Source organism: Picosynechococcus sp. PCC 73109 (assembly GCF_001521855.1).
In the GTDB taxonomy this organism is placed as follows: domain Bacteria; phylum Cyanobacteriota; class Cyanobacteriia; order Cyanobacteriales; family MRBY01; genus MRBY01.
The window spans coordinates 756,156-777,973 of the sequence record NZ_CP013998.1 but is presented as its reverse complement, the minus strand read 5'-3'; the positions used below and the strand labels follow the sequence as shown (position 1 = coordinate 777,973).

Below are 21,818 nucleotides of genomic sequence, written 5' to 3'. Positions count from 1 at the left end.
ACAGATGACAGAACCAATTTTTGTGGGGCGATCGCTCTCTTGTCACTTCCGGGGTGTTGCAGCCCTGACGGAACTCAACTTTGAAATTTATCCCGGCGAGAAGGTGGGCCTGATTGGGGCCAGTGGCGCAGGCAAAAGTACACTCCTTAGTCTCCTCAATGGTCAACAACAACCAACCCAAGGGCAATTGCTCATTTGGGGGGAAGTGATCGCAACCCTCTCCCCAAGGGGACGGCGACGCATCCAACGGCAGCTCGGTACCATTTACCAACAACTCCATTTGGTCGAAAGTCTGGCCGTCATTCACAATGTCAACGCGGGTCATCTGGGACGTTGGTCGTTCCTCCAGGCAACGTTTTCCCTGATCTTTCCCCAGGAGCGTTCCTTGGCCGAAGCCGTCTTAAAACAGGTGGGCATTCCCGAAAAACTCTTTGCCAGAACCAGTGACCTATCGGGGGGACAAAAACAACGGGTTGCCTTGGCGCGGGTCTTGGTGCAAAATCCGGCGGTGATCCTCGCAGACGAACCGATTTCTAGCCTTGATCCTCAACTAAGTCGGGAAATGATGGATCTGCTGGTGCAGCTTTGTGAAACCCAAGGAAAAACCCTCGTCGTCAGCCTCCACTCCCTGGAATTTGCCCGGAGCCACTGCGATCGCCTAATTGGTCTCAAGGGCGGCAAAATTCTGTTTGATCAGCCCACCACAACGGTCAGTGAGGCCCAAATCAACCACCTCTATGGTGAGCAATCGATATACTAGATGTCTGCATTTCTTGAAAAATTTCCATGGCGATCGCATCCTCTTCTGTTCCAAAAAATGATTGGCAACTGGCCGGGAAGCTCCTTCCCTACGCCAAGAAAAATCTCATTACCCTTGTTGTGTCGATTGTTTTGCTGATCCCCTTGGCGATCGCCGGTGCGGTTCAGCCCCTCGTTGTCGGTCAGGCAGTTTCCCTATTGCGGGGCGAAACCGTGTGGGGCATCCTCGCTGATCTCAGCATTCCAGCAGGGATTAACCGTTTAATCTGGATTCTGTTAGCCACCATTGTGATTCGCTTGGCCTTCACCTCGATCCAAGGGTACCTCGTCCAAAAAGTGGGCCAGGAAATTACCGCAGGCATCCGCCAGGATTTATTCGATCACGTCACGTCCCTTTCTTCTCGCTTCTTTGACCGGATGCCTGTCGGGAAGCTCGTCACCCGCTTAACCAATGACGTGGAAGCCCTGGGGGATGTTTTTGCCAGTGGGGCGATCGGCATCATTAATGATGTCATTTCCCTGGCCGTGATTATTGTGTCGATTTTTCTGTTGCAATGGCAACTGGCGATGCTCCTCATTTTGATGTTGTTGCCTGTCACTTTTTTGATCGTTTATTTTCAGGGGCAGTACCGCAAAGCCAACTACCAAGCCCGGGAAGAACTCTCCCAACTGAACGCGATGCTCCAGGAAAACGTTGCGGGGATTAATATCGTGCAATTATTTCGTCGGGAGGCCCTGAATGCCGAGTTATTCCGGACGGTTAATGACCGCTATCGTCTGTCCGTTAACAAAACAATCTTCCATGATTCGGCTGTTTCTGCCACCCTGGAATGGATTTCCCTCGTGGCGATCGCCGGAGTACTTTGGTTGGGAGGCTGGCTGATTTTCCAGGATGCTCTGAGCTTTGGGGTGTTGTCTGCCTTTATTCTCTATTCCCAGCGATTATTTAATCCCCTGCGCCAATTTGCCGACAAATTCACCATGTTCCAGTCGGGACTAACGGCCATCGAACGGGTGACAGAATTGATGTCGGAACCCATCGAGATCCAAGATAAACAACAGCATTTAACGACTTCTTTAAATCTCTCGGATTCGGCCTCTGGTGAAATTATTTTTGACAACGTTTCTTTTGGCTACAAACCTGGGGAATATGTCCTAAACAACCTGAATTTCAAGATCAAACCCGGTGAAAAAATCGCCCTTGTGGGGCCAACGGGGGCCGGAAAAAGCTCGATCATCCGTTTACTCTGTCGCCTGTATGATCCGAGTGAAGGACGGATTCTCGTCGATGGCATTGATATTCGTGATCTGCCCCAAGAAGATCTGCGGCGGCACATTGGCGTCATCCTCCAAGAAAGCTTTCTTTTTGCTGGAGATGTTCAACGCAACATTACCCTGGGGGAAGAGTATCCCTTTGAGGCGGTAAAGCAGGCTGCAGTGCTGACCAACGTCGATCAACTCATTGAAGAATTGCCCCAGGGGTATCGCACAGCCCTCCGGGAGCGGGGTACAAATCTTTCTGGGGGCCAAAAACAACTGTTGGCCTTTGCCCGGGTCGCAATCCGTGATCCGAAAATTCTGGTACTCGATGAAGCGACGGCAAGTCTGGATGTGGGTACAGAGGCGCTAATTCAGTCGGCCCTAGAACAACTCCTCGAAGACCGCACAGCGATTATTATTGCTCACCGTCTCTCAACCATCCGGGATGTGGATAAAATCATTGTCCTAAAGCAGGGAGAAATCCTCGAAACGGGGAATCACGATCAACTCCTCGCCCAAAATGGGTTGTATGCCAGCCTCTATCGTTTGCATATGTTGGGAGACTAGACGGGGCGTTTCCTTTGCTTGGTATGATAATGAACACAGAATTTTCATAAGGAACGGGCCGATGACAACCCACTTCATTACCGCAGAAATTGATCTCCAGGAAAATCCAGCAGATTTGCCCAAGGAAATTGAAGCAGAGCTCGAAAAGCGGGGTGATGTGCTCCGGTGGGCAATTACTGAAGTTGAAGAAAATACGGCAAAAGTTGAGGCGATCGCCTTAACTCCAGAAGACTAAAATCATGGCTTTGGTGGTTGATCCCGGTACCCAGAATATCGATCTAAAAGCGTGGCAATATTGTCATCCCCATTGGCATCGGCAGATGGAACGGATCAGCCGTCAAAGCCCCGAAGCCCTGCTTGTGCCCCACTCCCGCGCAGCCCTAACGGAAATCTTCCGCACAGCCCACCGGGAAAAAATTACGATTATCCCCTGCGGTAACGGCACAAAGCTCGCCTGGGGCGGACTCACTCCGAAAGTAGATTGGTTGGTGAGCACCCGGCAGTTAAATCGCATCGTGGATCACGCCGTTAATGATCTAACCATTACGGTGGAGGCAGGGATTACCTTTGCTGAACTACAAAACCATCTCAGGCCCCATAAACAGTATCTCCCCCTCGACCCCAGTTTCCCCAACCAAGCGACCCTAGGGGGAATTGTGGCCACAGCGGATACCGGCAGCTTGCGTCAACGTTACGGTGGTGTGCGGGATTTGCTGCTGGGGATCACCATGCTCCGGGCCGATGGCACCTTGGCAAAAGCCGGGGGAAAAGTAGTTAAAAATGTGGCGGGCTATGATTTGATGAAGCTCCTCACAGGTTCCCATGGCAGTTTGGCGACGATTACCGAATTAACGTTTCGCCTCTATCCGATTCAAGAGCAGTCCCAAACGATCTTAATGCTTGGGTCGTCCGCGCAAATACGCCAGGCCCAGAGCCAAATTTTAAATTCTGTACTTACGCCAGCGGCGGCAGATCTGCTTTCACCTCGACTATTACAACGGTTACAAAGGGGAACTGGAGAAGACTGGGGTTTGCTGCTGCGTTTTGAGGCGATCCGTGAGAGTATTACGGCACAACTGCAGGAGTTAGAGGCTATCGGGCAGCACCTGGATTTAGTCAGCCAACCGGAGCACCTGGATCTGTGGGAACAACTACGGGAAGCTTTATTTGGGGAAATGGTCGTCGCCAAGGTCGGCATTCTATCCCATCAAAGTATGGCTTTGCTGCAACACATTGAGACCCTAACCAATGGTCAGGCGATCGCCCGGATCCATTGCAAAAATGGCCTGGGCATCGTTGCGTTTCCCCATGACCAATTTCTCCGACAATTCCGAGCCATCCGGGATTTTTGTCAGGCTCACCACGGTTTTTTCACAATTATGGACGCACCCTATCGCCTCAAGCAGCAATTTGAACCCTGGGGCTATCCAGGTAACGCCCTGCCGTTGATGCGCAACATTAAACAGCAATTTGATCCCCAAAATATCTTGAGTCCCCAGCGTTTTGTGGGCGGCATTTAACGACCGAGAATAGCGGTGACAAATTGTTCAGGCTTCCCTGGGGTGACGACAATGGTCTGGTTAGGCCATTTCAAAACCACTGCTAACCGAACCGCCGTGGCATAGGCATTGTAGTGACCCAACTTTTTGTTCCAAAACTTTCCGGTAAAGGCAAATAGACCACCATTACCAAACAGCCGTAACGAACCATCCATGGCGGTGGGATCGTAGGTGGCACTTTCTAGATTTTCTAAAGCGATTTCTGTGCGCCACCCCAAGCGTTCAACGTAAAGGCGATCGCCGTCCAGATGATAGCCTCGCACCATAAATAATGCCGTCATTACCACAATGCCGATGGGCAAAATAATCCACAGCAAAAAATAAGGATTCTGTTGTTGGAGTCCTAAAATCAAAAACAGCAGCACCATGGCCAACAACACTACGCAAACAAGAGTTGTAATGGTGATTAAAGTTTGACTCCAAGGAGCCTTAAAAAACAGACTATTTTCCATAACTGTTATGAGAAGCTGATTTCACGGTAGCAAAGTTCTCCAAGAATTACGGCAGCGGTAAAGTTTTATCTCTGTTGGCCAGTATTGCCTGTCGCCCTTCAACATTTCCGCACATTTATCTCGTAAATCTTGGTCGTGACGGTGCTACCCTGGATTTCTCGCCCGCCTAATAGCCGAAACTTCACAACTTAAATATTAAGAAAGATGATAATTAGGCTACAATTGGGCAGAAATTGTCAAAAAAATTTACAGGTCTTAGGAACCATCCGTAAAATTTATGTCTCTTCCCATTCGTAACGTCGCGATTATTGCCCACGTTGACCACGGTAAAACGACCCTTGTTGATGCTCTCTTACATCAATCCGGCATTTTCCGAGAAGGCGAAGACATCCCCGATTGCGTGATGGACTCCAATGACCTCGAACGGGAACGGGGTATTACGATTCTTTCCAAAAATACTGCCGTCCGTTACAACGACATTCTGATCAATATTGTTGATACCCCTGGCCACGCCGACTTTGGTGGTGAGGTAGAGCGTGTCCTCGGCATGGTAGACGGGTGTATTTTGATCGTCGATGCCAACGAAGGCCCAATGCCCCAGACCCGTTTCGTGTTGAAAAAAGCCCTCGAAAAAGGTCTACGACCAATTGTTGTTGTCAACAAAATCGACCGCCCCAACGTCAATCCTGAAACTGCCGTTGATAAAGTTTTTGATCTGTTCGTCGAGCTTGGTGCCGATGACGATCAATGTGACTTTACCACTCTCTATGCTTCTGGTTTAGCCGGTTTTGCGCGGGAATCCCTTGAAGATACCAATGAGGACATGGAACCTCTCTTCCAAGCAATTCTGCAGCATGTGCCACCGCCAGCCGGAGATGTTAATAAGCCCCTCCAGTTGCAAGTTACGACCCTTGATTACTCCGATTACCTTGGCCGGATTGTCATTGGTCGCCTCCACAACGGCACGATTAAAGCTGGACAACAGGCAGCCCTAATCAAAGAAGATGGCACCATTGCCAAGGCAAAAGTGGCTAAACTGATGGGCTTTGAAGGCTTAAATCGTGTTGAACTCGAAGAAGCAACTGCTGGGATGATCGTCGCTGTTGCCGGGTTTGCTGATGCCAATATTGGGGAAACGGTGACGTCCCCTGAAGATCCCCAAGCTTTACCGCTGATCAAGGTCGATGAGCCTACATTACAGATGACCTTCTCTGTAAATAATTCTCCCTTTGCGGGCCAGGAAGGTTCTTTTGTGACCTCTCGCCAAATCCGCGATCGCCTCGAAAGGGAACTCGAAACCAACGTGGCCCTACGGGTCGAAGATGGTGAATCCGCCGATAGCTTTGCTGTATCCGGTCGAGGTGAACTTCACTTGGGTATTTTGATTGAAACCATGCGTCGGGAAGGCTACGAATTCCAAGTGGCCCAGCCCAAGGTGATTTACCGCGAAGTGAATGGCAAACCCTGTGAACCCTTTGAATACCTCGTGCTCGATGTCCCGGAAGAAGCGGTGGGTAGCTGTATCGAACGGCTCGGTCAGCGCAAAGGAGAAATGCAAGATATGCAGGCAGGCGCAGGTGGCCGTACCCAACTCGAATTTGTGGTACCCGCCCGTGGTTTGATTGGTTTCCGGGGTGAATTTATCCGGATCACGCGCGGTGCTGGCATTATGAACCATAGTTTCCTAGAATATCGGCCCCTCTGTGGTGACTTCGACACCCGCTATAACGGCATCATCACCGCCTTTGAAGAAGGCACAGCGACCTTCTATGCCCTTAAGAACGCTGAGGATCGCGGTCAATTCTTCATTACCCCAGGCACTAAGGTTTACAAAGGCATGATTGTCGGGGAACACAACCGTCCCCAAGATCTAGAGCTAAATGTTTGTAAGGCAAAACAGCTCACGAACCACCGGGCTGCCAGCGGTGATGAACTGGTTCAGTTACAAGCCCCCATGGAAATGAACCTAGAGCGTGCCCTCGAATATATCGGCCCTGGGGAACTCGTAGAAGTCACGCCCGAATCGATTCGTCTTCGTAAAGTGGAAACGAAGAAAATGGCCAAACGCTAATGTTCTAGGCATGACCCAACACCTGAAGGGTGAATGTTAGTGATTTTAAGAAAGGCTGATCCTGCCATGATGTGGGATCAGCTTTTTTTATTTCTAGTTATTTTTGTTGCATTTCTCGCCACGATTGCGACAAAACTTTACTGGCTGATTTGGCGAAGACAAAGGTCAGGAGAAAACCCACCAACAAATCCGGCAGATTAGAATTCGTGAGAAACACCAATCCGGCAGCAATTAACACGGATGTATTGGCAATGATGTCATTGCGGGAACACAACCAAACAGAAGACATATTGAGATTATCGTTGCGGTGACGTGTTAAAAGCAGTAGGCAAAGTAAATTCGCAAGTAACGCGACGATACCAATCGTCCCCATAATGGAAGCTTCCGGGCTAACGCCTACGAACAATTGGTAGCTCGCCCTTGCAAACACTGCAACTGCAAACAAAAACATAATGACTCCCTTAAGGAATGCGGCTCCAGCCTGGGCCTGCATGCTCTTGTTAATGACATACAAGCTGCTGGCATAGACCAAGGCATCCCCCAACATATCCAAAGAATCTCCAGTTAAAGAGAGGGAACCCGCTCGAATCCCAGCCCCAAACTCGACCATAAACATTACTGCGTTAATAAACAATACGATCCAAAGTACTTTTGCTTGTTGTTGCTTTAGTTTCGACAACGCACAAGCTTTAGCTTGACAGCAATTATCATCCATGACTTGGTTTTACATTTCGATATTCAAATTAATATTAGAATGTTTTTGCCGATAAGTGCAGATCGAGTTGAAGTTGATTTGTTTTATTGTGCAAGTTTGTTAAGGGCGTGGCTCAGGATTTCAGCAACCCGTTGATCTCGGAGGGAGTAATAGGCTAGTTTCCCTTCATTCCGATATTTCAGGATTTTGAGATCGCGTAATTTTCGTAAGTGATGGGAAGTCGTGGCAATTTTGATGTTGAGTAAAGCCGCAATGTCACACACGCAGAGTTCTTCACTTGTACTGAGAGCGGCCAGGATCTTGAGACGGGATTTGTCGGCTAAAGCGTTAAAGAGAATCTGAGCTTCTCCGAGTAAATCACCCTCTGGTAATTGTTCACTGGCTTGGGCCACCAAATCCGTATTAACACAGCGGACTTGGCAGATATCCTGTGATTTTGGCTTTATCACAACTTTTAAGGGCGCAAATTCTACAATTATTTAATTGTACTCATTGGGTCATCGATCCCAGAAGGCGATCGCCTTTATTTTGCGATTTATCTTGCAATATTTTGTAACAATGTGTATCAACTATTCACAAAAAAGGGTTTAAACCCTGGTGTAGAGCTTGTTAGACTGTAACCTAATCAAAACCCCAAGTCTCACGCGGTTATATTTGGCAAAAAAGAGACTGATCCCCATAAAAAACGGAAGCAATAAACATTACAGATATGGTAAGCACTGTTAACAAATCTGCTGGCGTAGAGGAATTGCGCCCCGGCGTGAAAGTTCCGGCGAAGGAAACTATCCTGACTCCCCGCTTTTACACCACCGACTTCGATGAAATGGCGAAGATGGATCTTTCTGTCAACGAAGAAGAGATGGAAGCGATCATCGAAGAATTCCGCGTGGACTACAACCGTCATCACTTTGTTCGGGATGAGTCTTTTGATATCTCCTTCGACCATATCCAAGGGGAAACCCGGCAACTCTTCATCGAGTTCCTGGAGCGCTCCTGTACTGCTGAATTTTCCGGCTTCTTGCTCTACAAAGAATTAGGCCGTCGCCTCAAGGACAAGAATCCCCTGTTGGCTGAAGGGTTTAACCTGATGTCCCGGGACGAAGCGCGCCACGCTGGTTTCCTCAACAAGGCGATGACAGATTTTAATCTCTCCCTTGACCTTGGTTTCCTCACCAAGAGCCGCAGCTACACCTTCTTTAAGCCGAAGTTTATTTTCTACGCTACCTACCTTTCGGAAAAAATTGGGTACTGGCGTTACATCAAGATTTATCGTCACCTCGAAAAGAATCCCGAAGACCGCATTTATCCGATCTTCAAGTTTTTTGAAAACTGGTGCCAAGACGAAAACCGCCACGGGGATTTCTTTGATGCCCTGATGAAAACCCAGCCCAATATCCTTAATGACTGGAAAGCGCGGTTGTGGTGCCGTTTCTTCTTACTCTCTGTCTTTGCGACGATGTATCTCAATGATACCCAGCGCCATGGCTTCTACGAGTCCATTGGTTTGAATGCGCGGGAATTTGACAAGGAAGTCATTTGGGAAACCAACAACACCGCTGGTCGGGTCTTCCCGATTATCCTCGATGTCGAAAAGCCTGAGTTCTACGAGCGTTTAGAAACATGCGTGCAGAACGGCGAAAAGTTGCGGGAAATTGATGCCAGTGATGCGCCTGCTCCTGTGAAGCTGTTGAAGAAGTTACCTGCTTATCTCTCCAATGGAGTTCAGTTTATTAGCTTGTACTTGATGAAGCCGATCCGCGTTGATCAACTGGCTGGTACTGTCCGGTAAACTCCACGCCTCTCTAGCTTCCCGAACGGGAAACACCCTCCGCCTTCGGCACCTCCCTCAAGGAGACCCCCCTCTAACTCCCCTCAAGGGGAAAATCATTGGCCTCCTTCTTTTTTTCAGAGGGAGGATTTTTTTGTCTAGAGATAGCGAGATTGCAGGGTTTTGGGCTATGGTTGTTTAGCCAGGCGAGGTATTGATTGACTCAGTGGCGATCGCCTTTTTTGGACTGGGATAAAGTTTCTGGATCTAGCGCACCGATGGTTGATGCATTATTTTGGACGGACATTTTGACCTTTGCGGCGGACACAAGTCACCGGATTGGCGCAGAATTAACGGAAAAATTTGGGAAGCTCACGGCAGTTCGTAAGGCTGATGGTAGCTTGGTGACGGAAGCGGATCGGTGGTCTGATCGAGAAATTTGTCAGGCGATCGCCAAAACCTTTCCTGACCATGGCATTCTCAGCGAAGAAAAAACGCATATTTTGCCTGATAACGATTGGTGTTGGGTGATTGATCCCATTGACGGCACAACGAATTTTACGCGGGGCATTCCGATCTGGGGCATTTCTCTGGGGCTACTCTACAAAGGCACCCCCGTTTTTGGTTATGTGCATTTCCCTTGGTTACGCCAATCCTTCCATGGCTATTGGTACGGGGACTCCGGTTTAACGGGGCCGACGGGGGCGTTTTGTAATGGCGAACCCCTCCAGACCAGCGACGATGAACCGAGCCTAAACCATATATTTAACCTCTGTGCCCGCAGTACGGCAGTGGCAGCCCAACCGAATTTTCCCTGTAAGATCCGCTTGATGGGGGTTGCCAGCTATAACGTCTTAATCGTGGCTTCGGGAGCGGCCCTGGGGGGTGTGGAAGCCACTTCAAAAATTTGGGATATTGCGGCGGTATGGGCGATTATCCAGGCCGCTGGGGGGGCCATTGAATCCCTTGAACCGAACCCGATGTTTCCTTTAAAGGTAGGCCAAAATTATGGCGATCGCCCTTTCCCTTGTTTAACGGCGAGTCGGGCAGAACTGATTCCCGTCTTCAAACCCTGGGTACAATTTATCGGCGATCAAGTCTGCGAAAAGTACGGATTGTAAAGAACTTCGATACAATACACAACTGAGCATTTTGACGAACCATTGCGAGGACTCCCCCGACCATGACTGTTGCGGTTGCCATTGACCACCTCCAGAAAAGCTACGGCACCACCCAAGCGGTAAAGGATGTTTCCTTCACGGTGGAACAGGGAAAAATATTTGGGCTGTTGGGGCCGAACGGTGCAGGCAAAACGACGACGATTCGCTGTCTCTGTACCCTCGCCCAACCGGACGGAGGCCAGATCGAAGTCTGCGGTATTTCTGCCCTGACCCAACCGAAAGCAGTGCGACAACGGCTCGGCTATGTGGCCCAGGAAGTGGCGATCGACAAAATTCTCACCGGGCGGGAACTGCTAAATTTACAGGCGGCCCTCTACCATCTCCCGAAAAGCTTTATTCCCCAACGGGTGGAACAACTCCTGAATGCCCTAGGTTTAAACGATTACGCTGACCAGAAAACAGGCACCTATTCCGGTGGTTTGCGAAAACGCTTAGATTTGGCGGCAGGTCTGCTCCATCAACCGGATGTGTTGGTTCTAGACGAGCCGACGGTGGGCCTCGATATCGAAAGCCGCGTCGCAGTTTGGGATTTTCTGCGGCAACTGCGGGCGGCAGGCACGACAGTGATTATCACTAGCCATTATCTCGAAGAAATTGATGCCCTCGCCGATAGTGTCGCGATTATTGATCAGGGCCAAGTCATTGCCAATGGTACCCCCAACGAACTCAAGGATAAGGTGGGTGGCGATCGCATTACGTTACGCATCGAAGAATTTACCTCTGCCCAGAATGCCGAAAAAGCGAAAGAAGTGGTGTCGGCTTTGGATTTTGTTGAGAGCGTGATTATTAATGGCTCCCAAGGGAATTCTTTGAATCTGGTGGTAAGTCGCCAGGGTAATCACCTGAGCACCATTGAGCAAAGCATTCAAGCGGCTGGACTGCCCATTTTTAGCTTGAGTCAAGCGCGACCTAGTTTGGATGACGTTTATCTCGCGGCTACGGGTAAGACCCTCATGGATGCCGAAATCGAAGCGGCCAGCAAGCGGGATCTCAAAAAAGAGAAAAAGCAACAAATGAAAGGTTAAACCCATCCATCGTTTCTGGAGAATTTGTCCACGCAAAAGTTGATCGCTCAAAAACCCTCGCTAAAGATTATCAAAAAATATTTATGGGATGTGTTGTTCGGAATGGACGCCTACGTTTAAATCAAGGCCAGATTTTTTGGCGGGAAACAGGACAGGGAAAGGCGATCGCCTTTATTCACCGGGAATATAGCGACAGTAGTCAGTGGTTAGATTTTTTTGAAAATTTAGGGCGAGATCATCAATGCTTTGCGCCGGATTTGTTGGGGTTTGGGGATTCTGATCCAGCAGTTTCGTCCCAGTCTATTCAATGGCAGAGTGAAATTTTAGCGGAATTTTTTAGCCAATTAAATCTGAAGAAAATATATTTTGTGGGAGATGCCCTTGGAGCTTGGGTTGCTACCCGTTATGCCCTGAACAATCCCGAAAAAATTCAAGGCTTAATTTTGCTTTCCCCGATTGGTTTTGAAGCACCCAATAATGCTGGTTATTTCCTTGAAAAATGCTTGCTATTACCAATTCCAATTTTGCCTTGGGGACTTAAATTACTTTATCCCCTAGGTAAGCTAATTGGCCTCGGTCAAAAGATTCAAAAACTGCTCAACTATCGACAACAGTTGCTTAAATCTCCGGCCAGTCGACGACTTTTGTTTCAGCGGCATCCCAGCGAAATTCAGGCAGAATATCTAAACTCTGAATTGTCTCAGCTAACTGCACCTACGTTAATTGTTTCAGCCGATCAAGGCTCCCACCAAGCGCTATTGTTTGCCAAAAAAATTCCCCAATCACAAATGGTTAAAGTCCAAGACAAAATAGAGGCGATCGCCTTAATCAAAAACTGGCTTAACCAACAGCAAACCTAAAGCCAATGGGCGAGGGGAAACAAAAGATATTCCAGAAAGAAGAGTTTCCAAATAAATTGATAAAAGCTGGCAATGGATTTTTTCGACGCAAGATCAATCTGACGACTACGCCACCACAGCAGAGCACCCAGGATAATGTGACACCCAATAAATAGCAGTTGATTCAAACTGGTGGTCATCATTATTTCACCGACAATCATACCGGCGTAACAGGCAAAAATAATCCCCAACGAAAGCTGAAAAATTCGTTTTTTACCCAATAAAATTGTAAAGGTTGTGATTTGATATTGGCGATCGCCCTCTAGATCCGGTACGTCTTTAAAAATGGCGATCGCTACCGTAAACACAATAATAAACCCCGTCAACAGCCATACCATCGGCGTAATCACCACTGGGTTCTGTAACATCGTCTGAAAATGGGCAAAAAGGCCAAGGTTCACCACCACACCCCGCACCGTAAAAATACACATCGCTGCGAGTAGGGGAAACCGTTTCAGGCGCACTGGGGGCAGAGAATACATTGTCCCGATGGCCAAGCTCCCCCACACCGTCACCCCAAGCCACAGGCCACTAAAAGCACTCAAAATCAGCGCTAAAGCTCCGCAAAACCAGACAATACCCCAACCTGTTTTTCGAGAAAAATGTCCCGCCGCCACTGGTAAATGGGGTTTATTAATTTTGTCAATGTCAATGTCCGTCAGTTGATTGAGGCCGACAATAAAGACATTGCCCGCCAGACAAGCGAGCCAAGCACCAAGCACCGACTGACCATAGCCCCAGGAAAATGTTTCAGGGGTCACCGCCAACAGCGCCAAAGCCCAAACACTCAGACTCGTGCCGATAATCGTATGGGGCCGGGAAAATTGCCATAGGGAAGCAAGAAATGACGGTCGCGGGGCAGTGGGAGAAATAGAAGACTTCACAGGTAAAAGGTTGCACCTCAAAAAGGCGGCAGCATACACTAATCGCACATCATTTTAACGGACTTGTCCATGGCTTCTCCCCTTTTGGCGATCCTCCAGGAAAAACTCCAGACCGCACCGCACCAGCGCCTCACCTTTGCTGAGTTTATGGAATTGGCGCTCTATCACCCCACGGTAGGTTACTACAGTAGTGGGAAGGTGGCGATCGGTGCCCAGGGGGATTTCTTCACGGCCACATCCCTCGGCCCAGACTTTGGGGAATTATTGGCAGAACAGTTGCTCCAAATGAAACAAATTTTGGGGCGATCGCCGTTTCAGATCGTCGAAATGGGAGCAGGCAAGGGCGACTTGGCGAAGGATATTTTGTTTTACCTCCAGCAGCATTATCCAAAAGAACTTGAAGAAATTGAATATTACATTATTGAAAAATCCCCGGCTCTCCGCCAGCAACAACAGGAAAAATTAGCAGGGTTTTCCTATTGCAAAATTCAATGGTGCGATTGGTCAGAGTTACTTGAAAATAGTATCCAAGGCTGTTTTATTTCTAATGAATTGCTTGATGCCTTTCCGGTACATTTGGTCACAGTGAATACCGGGAAACTTCAGGAGGTTTACGTTCAATATAATCCTGCTCAAAATGCATTGGAAGAAGTGAATGATTCTCTATCTACACCAGAGATTCAAGCTTATTTTGATCACTTAAATATTGATTTCTCTAATTATCCTGATGGTTATCGCACAGAAGTTAATCTAGGGATGCTGAGTTGGTTAGAGCAGCTACAGACCAAACTAAAAACCGGCTATATTCTCACCATTGACTATGGCCATCCAGCGGCAAAATATTATCATCCCCAACGGTCTCAGGGCACTTTGCAATGTTATTTTCAGCACCGTCGCCACGATAATCCCTACACCAATTTAGGCGAACAGGATCTAACAGCCCATGTGGATTTTACCAGCCTCCAAAACCATGGCGAATCCCTAGGATTAGCAACTTTAGGTTTAACGCAACAGGGACTTTTTTTGATGGCTTTAGGGTTAGGCGATCGCCTCAATGCTTTATCCCAAAACCCCACCGATGTGATGACCCTCTTTCGCCGCCGAGATGCCCTCCATCAGTTGATCGATCCCATGGGTTTGGGGGGCTTTTATGTCTTGGTTCAGGGAAAAAATCTCACGGATGATCAGCTTCAGACTTCCCTAAAAGGTTTAACCCAGCCCCCCATGGTCTAATAGTTTTCAACGATTGCGGAAGGTTCTATGCGTCCTGTTTTGTATTTGGCGATTACGAGTCATGGGTTTGGCCATGTGGTGCGGGTGGCTTCGGTGGCGGCCCAGGTACAGAAATTACTGCCCGATGTATTGCTGATTTTTGTGACGACGGCCCCCCATTGGCTGATCAGAAGCTATGTAAAGGGAGATTTTATTCAACGGCCAAAACGCTTGGATGTGGGAGTTATTCAGGCGGACAGTTTTTCCATGGACTATGGCGCGACCCTAGAGAAATTGCGGGAAATTCGTCGGCGATCGCCCCGGATTATTGCGAGTGAAGTGGACTTTTTACGGTTAAATCGTGCCCAATTGGTTTTAGCTGATTTGCCGCCCCTGGCGATTCCCATTGCCCATGGTGCGGATATTCCCTGTTGGTGTATGGGGAATTTTGGTTGGGATTTTATTTACCGTGCTTGGGGTGGAGAATTTATTCCCGAAGCCGATTGGATTACAGAGCTTTATCGTGAAGGTGATCGCCTGTTTCGTTTACCGCTGCACGAACCCATGGGGAATTTTGCAAACGTTACCGATGTGGGACTGACGGGTGGCGATCCGCAATATGATCTGGCAGCCCTGCGGGAAAAATTTCAATTAACTCATCCCAAGGAAAAAACTATTCTTCTCAGTTTTGGCGGCCTCGGTTTTGCAGGAATGCCCTATGAAGCCTTGGCGCAATTTCCTGATTATCAATTTATTAGCTTCGACCGGAACGCCCCCGATTTAGCAAATCTCCGCAAAATTACAGAGACCCAATACCGCCCCGTTGACTTCATGCCCCTGTGCGATCGCATTATTTCCAAACCGGGCTTTAGTACCTACGCCGAAGCCCTGCGCCTCGATCTTCCCGTTGTGACCTTGCCTAGGGATGATTTTGCCGAAGGGCCAATTTTAATTAAAAACCTCCAACAATATGGCCACCACCAAATTTTAGATCCAGAGCAATTTGCCCAGGGTGATTGGGATTTTCTTCGGGAATCACCCCAACCGCCCCAAGACAATCAACCCATCGATAAGACGGGCACAAAGGCGATCGCCCAAGCCATTGCCGAATTTCTCAGCCATTAATTTCCCGTAACAAAAACCTCAGGTATAGACTCCGGTTCAGGAAACGGTGATTCCCCCAGGACAAAGGGGAGGTGCGCCCCCGTAAGTCCCTTAATAATGTGCTCAGGGGTTGTCGGGAACACCACAAACAGAGGGTGAATTTGGGCCGGAAGATTACTGATCATGTGGGCCTCCGACTCTGGCATTAACCACTCGTAATCTTGATCAAGGTAAACCTGGGTATGACGCCAGCGCAGCAATAGCTCCGAAAAAGTTTCCCCAGGCCGATGGATAAACACCATAATTTCGGCATCTAGCTTAATTTGCCACTCCGGATCACAGGTTAAAATCGCCAGATCACAAGGCAAAATCAAGGTTTTTGGAGTGGAGCGCTGTTCATTTCTGCTGAGGTGGCGCATCACCGGCAGCGGCATCACAATTAAACTCCCCTCAGGACGCCGGACACTGGGCACCAAAGAAAGGTAAGGGCGATGTTGCTTCAGTAAGGCGATCGCCGTTTGTCGATCACTGTAGGCCGCTAAAAGCGTTTCATACTGACTTTGCTGTCCGGTCATCGTTTGCTCTCTAACCCAAATCTTCAAATACCTTAAACATCGGCAGATACATCGATAGCAAAATAACACCAACCATCGCCGCAATAATCACCATCATCGCTGGTTCTAGAATACTGGTCAGTGCCTTCACCGTCTGCTCTACTTCATCTTCGTAGAAATCTGCCACCTTCATCATCATGCTATCTAATTCCCCTGTTTCCTCACCAATGGTCATCATTTGAATCGCAAGGATCGGAAAAACCCGGTCGCGATCGAGGGCAACACTTAACATCCCCCCCTCTTGAATTTCAGACTTGGCATCATTAATCGCCTTGGCAATGACCACATTCCCCGCTGTTGCTCCGACAATATCAAAGGAATTGAGGATCGGTACCCCAGACCGGGTTAATGTCCCGAAGATCCGACAGAACCGAGCCACCGCATTTTTCCGGAGCAAATCCCCAAACAGAGGCAACTTGAGTAACAAAGAATCAATTTGCCACCGCCCCATTTCGGTGTTGTAGTAGCGGCGGATCGCAAAAAAGAGAATATTGGCACCAATAATCATCAGGAGCACATTCCCAAAAGGCATTGGCAATAACCCTTCGTTGGTTCGCAGAAAGTTACTGATCCCCATCATGATGATCGTTAAAGCCGGCAGTTCTGTGCCAATACTTTCAAAAATATCGGCAAAAACCGGAATCAAAAAGACGGTCATCCCAAAGAACACCGCCACCGCCAAAAATGCCACGGCCATTGGGTAGGTCATAGCTGATTTGATTTGGTTTTCCAGTTTGGCCATGTCTTCGAGTACCTTCGCCAAACGGTTCAGGACTTCATCGAGCACCCCACCAATTTCACCGGCTTCTACCATGCTGACATACAGGGTATCGAAGCATTCTTCGTGGGGCCGCATCGCGTCGGAAAGATTCACCCCCTGCTGAACTTCGGCCTTGATGGCAGTGAGGGCTTTACGCATCTTGATGTTGGAGTGGTTTTCTCCCAAGATGCTTAGACAACGAACGATCGCCACCCCAGCATTGATCATCACCGCAAATTGTCGCGAAAATACGGCTTTATCTTTGATGGAAACTTTTGCGAGGGCTTCTTCTAAAAACGAGAGATCGATTTCCCCCGGCTTCATGATCTTGCCCACTTCTGGATAGCGCGTCGCTAGCATGGTGCGGGCTTGTTCGGGGGAATTGGCTTCGATTTTTTCTTTTAGCTTTTGACCGTTGCGATCAACGACTTGTGCGACATACTGTGCCATGGCTTTCGTTCACTGGGAAAAATGGAATAAAGGGTGTCTTTTGCCAGCTTAACTGACAATATTTATTTAGCGACGTTTTGCGGTTGGACTAGCCCCCAAGGCTCCCCCAACGAGTCGTTGTAGTTCATCGGGTTTACCACTCTTCGACAGGGCTTCTTCAAAGGTAACGGTGCCTGTGGCCACTAAACCCGCCAGGGCTTGCTCCATAGTTTGCATGCCGAGTTTCATGCCCGTTTGGATCGCTGAGTAAACCTGGGCGCTTTTTCCTTCACGAATCAGGTTGGCGATCGCCGGGGTGACAACCATAATTTCTTGGGCCATAGAGCGCCCGAATTCACCGGGTTTCGGATTCGCTTTTTTCACTAGACATTGACTAAAAACAGCCAAGAGAGAGTTGGAGAGCATCGCCCGAATTTGGGGCTGTTGGATCGGCGGGAACACGTCTAACATCCGGTCGATGGTGCTGGCGGCGGAGTTGGTGTGGAGCGTCCCGAAGACGAGGTGCCCGGTTTCAGCGGCGGAGATAGCCAAGGAGATAGTTTCGAGGTCTCGCATTTCCCCGACGAGGATGATGTCTGGATCTTCCCGGAGCGCGGCCCGGAGCGCATTGGCAAAGCTTTTGGTGTCTTCTCCCTTTTGCCGTTGGTGGAAGAGGCTTTTGTGGTTTGGGAAAACGTATTCAATGGGGTCTTCGACGGTGAGGATATGTTCGGCACGGGTGCGGTTGATTAAGTCCAACATCGCAGCCATGGTGGTGGTTTTCCCGGAACCCGTTTGGCCCGTAACGAGGACTAAGCCCCGGGGGCGTTCGGCCATTTCCCGCACAATATCGGGTAAACCGAGTTGATCAAAGTTGGGAATTTTAGAAGACAGGGCCCGCAGGCAAGCAGCATAACAGCCCCGTTCTTTGTAGACATTGACCCGGAAGCGCGCGAGTCCTTTCACACCATAGGAACAGTCTAGTTCCCAATTTTGTTCTAGGTCTTTGCGTTGGGTGTTGTTGAGCATACTGAAGATGAGCTTTTGGGCATCTTGGGCGGAGAGGGGCTCGTCATTAATGGGGCCAAGTTTCCCACTGACTCGGAAATAAACGGGGGCACCGGCCTGGATGTGCATATCGGAGCCGCCCATTTCTACGAGTTGCTCCATGAGGTCTTCGATCATGTAATCCATTAGCTTGTTACTCCTTGGGCGATCGCCTGCGATAGGAAAAGAAAAAAGTTGGAGTGAAAGATTGTCGCTGCCATTATTCTGCCCAAAAGGCGATCGCCAGGGAACAGAGAGTGAAGAGTCTTAACTAAAGCGGGGCGTCATACAGTAGGGACAATCTAGCCAATCCGGCTGCAACTCAGCATTACAGGTGTCACAAACCAGGCCCGTTTTTCGTTTCGCCTTTAGTTCTGCCTCAAGACCAGAGTCCGTAAAGGTAACACGGTCTACTTCCTCAAAGGTCGTATGGCCTTCTTTGACCAACTCCAAACTGTAGGCCAAGATACTCAACATGCCCTCTTGCACTGCCACTTCTTTGATCATGTCCGTGGTGGCCCCGGTATTAATCAACCGTTCAATTTCTTCGCTATTTTGCATAAACTCATAGACCCCCACCCGGCCTTTGTAGCCGCCGCCGCCACATTTAGGACAGAGACTGCCGGCTTCTTTGGCCATTTGGATTTGCTCTGGCGTCAGGGTATTGGCCCGGTACACCGTTAAAGGATGGCGATCATTACTGGAAAGGCCGTAGCGTGCCAGCTCTTCCACTGTGGGCTGATAGGGGATGCGGCATTCCCCACAAACCCGTCGCATCAAGCGCTGGGCCAGAACTCCCAGGAGTGACCCGGAAATCATAAAGGGTTCAACTCCCATCTCATCTAGACGGGCGATCGCCCCTGGAGCATCATTGGTGTGGAGAGTCGTTAGTACCAAGTGCCCCGTTAAAGCCGCCTCAATGGCTGTTTTTGCCGTTTCCTTATCCCGGGTTTCCCCCACAAGAATGACATCTGGATCCTGCCGCAAAAATGCCCGCAAAATTGAGGCAAAATCCATCCCCTTCTCCCGGATGACCTGCACCTGGGTAATGCCCGGCAAAGTATATTCAATGGGGTCTTCTGCGGTACTGATGTTGATGCCTGGCTCGTTGCGCTCCGCCAGAATTGAATACAAAGTTGTTGATTTTCCTGAGCCTGTTGGCCCCGTCACCAAAATTAGACCAAATGGCCGCTGGGCCATTTCCCGCACCTGCCCCAGAATATCTTGGTTGGTAATTAACAAATCCAAGCCCAACTGGGTTGAAGAATTATCGAGAATCCGTAAAACAATTTTTTCGCCGTAGCGACTGGGTAGGCTATTGACCCGAAAGTCCACCTTGCGCCCCTTAAACACCCGCCGAATCCGACCATCCTGAGGCGAACGACGTTCGGCAATGTCTAGGTCCGCCATAATTTTGAACCGGGCCGTCACTGCTGGCACAATCCGTTTGGGCAGCGGATCAAAAGCATATTGCAAAACCCCATCTTTACGGAAACGAATCCGCAGATCATTTTCTTGGGGTTCGATGTGAATATCTGAGGCCCCTTCCTGGAGGGCTTTGAGCAGCACTTTATTGACGAGTTTGATCACCGGAGCAGAGCTAGCCTGATTTTCATTCATCAGGTCGGCGCTTTCTTCTTCCTGCTCGTCTAATTCCCCGGCTACACCGAGATCAAGATCTTCGATATCAACTGCTTTTCTCAGTTCCGCTGCTTCGGCGGCCTTGGCTGCTTGTTCCTGCTGTTGGATTTGAATCTGGACTTGCTGTTCTAAATAGCCATCTAGAACCTGACGATAGTCATCTTCTGTGATCACGATGCGCCGTAACGTCAGATTTTGCAGGCGAAAAAGACGGTTTAAATCATCTTGGGCGGCTAGGTTATCGGGCTCTACCATCGCCACAATCACTTCATCTTGAACCCGCCGGATCGGGAGGAGACGATGGCGGCGACATAATTCTACGGGCACGAAGGAATTGATCAACTCGCCCATCTGATCGATGTCAATTTTTTGAACTTCTGGGTCAATGGAATTGAGACCGTAGAGGATCTTCAGTTCAAAGAGATGATGCTTTTTGTACTGTCGGACTAGCTCAGGGGACAGGGCTTTCCCGGTTAGTTCTTCGACAATGGCCGTGAGGGGGCGTCCACTACGCCGGGTTTCAACGAGGGCTTTTTCCATCTGTTGATGGTCTACAACTCCCTGTTGAATGAGCTTGTTGCCGAAAGGAGAGAAATCATTGCGGAGGGCAAGGGCTCTTGTCCGTTTGGGAAGGGAAGAGTGGGTCATAGGAAAAACCAGACAGCATTGGCAAATGACGGCAGACTAAGCAAAAAAGAAAAGCGGGATAGTTGTGGGCAATATGATGATTCGTAGTTCAATGCTGAATGTAGCAGAAAGAATCTGCTTTTTGGGATCAAGGGGATCGGTCGGGGCTTAATAATGGCAACTGTCTGTGTCGGTTACGATGCCAGGGTTGTTTCTTCCTAATATAGCGGTTGCTTGAAGTTTTATTCTTTTTACCTGGGAAAGACGGGATCCATAGGGGACAATGTTACATTTGGTAATGTTAAAAGACCTATATTTGATGTTTTTACTCTAGGTTAGGCGATCGCCCACCATCACTACTAGGATAGAAACGACTAAAAACATCGATATAACCCAATAGCCAATCCTAAAACAACTAGTTCAAGCAACCATGGTAGAAGACGCGAAAAATCTTGATAGCCCAATTGATCCAGGAAGCACGCCCGAGTCTGTTTCCGACGAGGCCCCCGAGACAACCATCGAGTCTAACCTTGGGGAGGATGCCACAACGATCGAGGCTCAAGGAGAAACAAACACCGATACCGCAGATCAATCCCCTGACCAGGAGGTCGATGACACGCCCCTCGATGGTGCCGAACTAGAAGCTGTCATTGCCGCTCTCCAGCAGGAGGTCAGTACCCTGCGCCAACAGCTCAGTACCCAAAGTCAACAAACCGAAAATTTCAAAAGCCAATATATGCGGATCGCCGCCGATTTTGAAAATTTCCGCAAGCGCACCAGCAAAGAAAAAGAAGAAATGGAATTGCGAATCAAGTGCAATACCGTCAATGAAATCTTGGGCGCCGTTGACAACTTTGAGCGGGCCAGATTGCAGATCAAGCCCTCCACCGATGGCGAAATGACAATCCACAAAAGCTATCAAGGGGTCTATAAACAACTTGTCGATGGATTGAAAAAAATTGGTGTCTCTGCCATGCGTCCAGAGGGAGAAGAATTTGATCCCAATTTCCACGAGGCGATCTTCCAAGAACCCACCAGTGAGCACCCAGAAGGCACTGTGATTGAGCAGGTCGTGCGTGGCTATCTTTTAGGGGACATGGTGTTGCGCCATGCCATGGTTAAGGTTGCCGCCGCGCCCGAGGAACCCCCCAGCGGTGAAACCAGCACCAGTGAAAGTTAAGGGTTAAACCCAATTTTTGCGATGGGGCCTGTAGACATAAACTGTTGTAGTTCCTGGCCCCAGA

Annotated in this window: 20 protein-coding genes; 12 read left to right on the top strand and 8 right to left on the bottom strand. The window is 49.0% G+C overall.

What is annotated here, in order from left to right; translation table 11 throughout:
• The first annotated feature begins 4 nt into the window (after nucleotides 1-4).
• The 4 genes from AWQ23_RS03720 to AWQ23_RS03710 all read left to right on the top strand — a co-directional run bounded on the left by AWQ23_RS03720 (nucleotide 5) and on the right by AWQ23_RS03710 (nucleotide 4,106).
• Nucleotides 5-760 (top strand): phosphonate ABC transporter ATP-binding protein, encoded by a 756-nt coding sequence (locus tag AWQ23_RS03720; RefSeq protein WP_062432707.1) that lies wholly within the window; start codon nucleotides 5-7, stop codon nucleotides 758-760.
• Nucleotides 761-786: 26 nt separating this feature from the next.
• On the top strand, nucleotides 787-2,586 hold the full coding sequence (locus AWQ23_RS03715; protein WP_062432705.1) for an ABC transporter ATP-binding protein: 1,800 nt from the start codon (nucleotides 787-789) through the stop codon (nucleotides 2,584-2,586).
• 61 nt (nucleotides 2,587-2,647) lie between these two features.
• A complete protein-coding gene (locus tag AWQ23_RS16145; protein ID WP_012306340.1) occupies nucleotides 2,648-2,821 on the top strand; it encodes a hypothetical protein in 174 nt (57 codons plus the stop codon).
• A 4-nt stretch (nucleotides 2,822-2,825) separates the two neighbouring features.
• Nucleotides 2,826-4,106: an FAD-binding oxidoreductase gene (locus tag AWQ23_RS03710; RefSeq protein WP_062432701.1), complete on the top strand. Its 1,281-nt coding sequence runs from the start codon at nucleotides 2,826-2,828 to the stop codon at nucleotides 4,104-4,106.
• Here the strand turns inward: AWQ23_RS03710 and AWQ23_RS03705 are convergent.
• Nucleotides 4,103-4,597, bottom strand: coding sequence for a PH domain-containing protein (locus AWQ23_RS03705; RefSeq protein WP_062432700.1), 495 nt, complete (start codon nucleotides 4,595-4,597; stop codon nucleotides 4,103-4,105). The genes AWQ23_RS03710 and AWQ23_RS03705 overlap by 4 nt on opposite strands.
• A 277-nt stretch (nucleotides 4,598-4,874) precedes the next feature.
• Here AWQ23_RS03705 and typA point away from each other — a divergent pair, with 277 nt between their 5' ends.
• Nucleotides 4,875-6,668, top strand: coding sequence for a translational GTPase TypA (gene typA / locus AWQ23_RS03700; protein ID WP_062432697.1), 1,794 nt, complete (start codon nucleotides 4,875-4,877; stop codon nucleotides 6,666-6,668).
• Between the two features lie 97 nt (nucleotides 6,669-6,765).
• On the opposite strand, the gene AWQ23_RS03695 is transcribed toward typA, so the two are convergent.
• The gene (locus tag AWQ23_RS03695) at nucleotides 6,766-7,383 is read right to left on the bottom strand and encodes a cation transporter (protein ID WP_062432694.1); all 618 of its coding nucleotides are present in this window, start codon (nucleotides 7,381-7,383) and stop codon (nucleotides 6,766-6,768) included.
• An 83-nt stretch (nucleotides 7,384-7,466) separates the two neighbouring features.
• Nucleotides 7,467-7,832: a metalloregulator ArsR/SmtB family transcription factor gene (locus AWQ23_RS03690; RefSeq protein ID WP_062432691.1), complete on the bottom strand. Its 366-nt coding sequence runs from the start codon at nucleotides 7,830-7,832 to the stop codon at nucleotides 7,467-7,469.
• Between the two features lie 260 nt (nucleotides 7,833-8,092).
• Between AWQ23_RS03690 and acsF the strand changes: the two genes are divergently transcribed.
• The 4 genes from acsF (at nucleotide 8,093) to AWQ23_RS03670 (ending at nucleotide 12,217) form a co-directional block, all read left to right on the top strand.
• Complete coding sequence (acsF, locus tag AWQ23_RS03685) at nucleotides 8,093-9,172, top strand: magnesium-protoporphyrin IX monomethyl ester (oxidative) cyclase (protein WP_062432688.1); 1,080 nt, start codon at nucleotides 8,093-8,095, stop codon at nucleotides 9,170-9,172.
• Between the two features lie 257 nt (nucleotides 9,173-9,429).
• Entirely contained in the window at nucleotides 9,430-10,272 is an 843-nt protein-coding gene (locus AWQ23_RS03680; RefSeq protein ID WP_062432685.1) for an inositol monophosphatase family protein, read from the top strand.
• 62 nt (nucleotides 10,273-10,334) lie between these two features.
• Nucleotides 10,335-11,357, top strand: coding sequence for an ATP-binding cassette domain-containing protein (locus tag AWQ23_RS03675; protein ID WP_062432682.1), 1,023 nt, complete (start codon nucleotides 10,335-10,337; stop codon nucleotides 11,355-11,357).
• Between the two features lie 83 nt (nucleotides 11,358-11,440).
• A complete protein-coding gene (locus AWQ23_RS03670) occupies nucleotides 11,441-12,217 on the top strand; it encodes an alpha/beta fold hydrolase (protein WP_062432679.1) in 777 nt (258 codons plus the stop codon).
• On the opposite strand, the gene AWQ23_RS03665 is transcribed toward AWQ23_RS03670, so the two are convergent.
• A complete protein-coding gene (locus AWQ23_RS03665; protein ID WP_062436488.1) occupies nucleotides 12,214-13,140 on the bottom strand; it encodes a homogentisate phytyltransferase in 927 nt (308 codons plus the stop codon). The genes AWQ23_RS03670 and AWQ23_RS03665 overlap by 4 nt on opposite strands.
• A 69-nt stretch (nucleotides 13,141-13,209) precedes the next feature.
• Here AWQ23_RS03665 and AWQ23_RS03660 point away from each other — a divergent pair, with 69 nt between their 5' ends.
• Both AWQ23_RS03660 and AWQ23_RS03655 read left to right on the top strand, forming a co-directional pair.
• Nucleotides 13,210-14,373, top strand: coding sequence for a class I SAM-dependent methyltransferase (locus AWQ23_RS03660; RefSeq protein WP_062432673.1), 1,164 nt, complete (start codon nucleotides 13,210-13,212; stop codon nucleotides 14,371-14,373).
• Nucleotides 14,374-14,400: 27 nt separating this feature from the next.
• Nucleotides 14,401-15,477 (top strand): glycosyl transferase, encoded by a 1,077-nt coding sequence (locus tag AWQ23_RS03655; protein WP_062432656.1) that lies wholly within the window; start codon nucleotides 14,401-14,403, stop codon nucleotides 15,475-15,477.
• Here AWQ23_RS03655 and AWQ23_RS03650 read toward each other — a convergent pair.
• The 4 genes from AWQ23_RS03650 to AWQ23_RS03635 all read right to left on the bottom strand — a co-directional run bounded on the left by AWQ23_RS03650 (nucleotide 15,474) and on the right by AWQ23_RS03635 (nucleotide 20,595).
• Nucleotides 15,474-16,031 carry a hypothetical protein gene (locus AWQ23_RS03650; RefSeq protein WP_062432640.1) on the bottom strand — a complete coding sequence of 186 codons (558 nt, stop codon included), beginning with the start codon at nucleotides 16,029-16,031 and terminating at the stop codon, nucleotides 15,474-15,476. The two genes, AWQ23_RS03655 and AWQ23_RS03650, sit on opposite strands and share 4 nt — an antisense overlap.
• Nucleotides 16,032-16,041: 10 nt before the next feature.
• Nucleotides 16,042-17,280 carry a type II secretion system F family protein gene (locus AWQ23_RS03645; RefSeq protein ID WP_062432637.1) on the bottom strand — a complete coding sequence of 413 codons (1,239 nt, stop codon included), beginning with the start codon at nucleotides 17,278-17,280 and terminating at the stop codon, nucleotides 16,042-16,044.
• A gap of 66 nt (nucleotides 17,281-17,346) precedes the next feature.
• Nucleotides 17,347-18,453, bottom strand: a complete 1,107-nt coding sequence (locus AWQ23_RS03640) for a type IV pilus twitching motility protein PilT (RefSeq protein WP_012306326.1) — start codon at nucleotides 18,451-18,453, stop codon at nucleotides 17,347-17,349.
• 120 nt (nucleotides 18,454-18,573) lie between these two features.
• Nucleotides 18,574-20,595, bottom strand: a complete 2,022-nt coding sequence (locus AWQ23_RS03635; protein ID WP_062432634.1) for a GspE/PulE family protein — start codon at nucleotides 20,593-20,595, stop codon at nucleotides 18,574-18,576.
• Nucleotides 20,596-21,004: 409 nt separating this feature from the next.
• On the opposite strand from AWQ23_RS03635, the gene grpE reads away from it, so the two are divergent.
• A complete protein-coding gene (gene grpE, locus AWQ23_RS03630) occupies nucleotides 21,005-21,754 on the top strand; it encodes a nucleotide exchange factor GrpE (RefSeq protein ID WP_062432630.1) in 750 nt (249 codons plus the stop codon).
• Nucleotides 21,755-21,818: the final 64 nt, after the last annotated feature.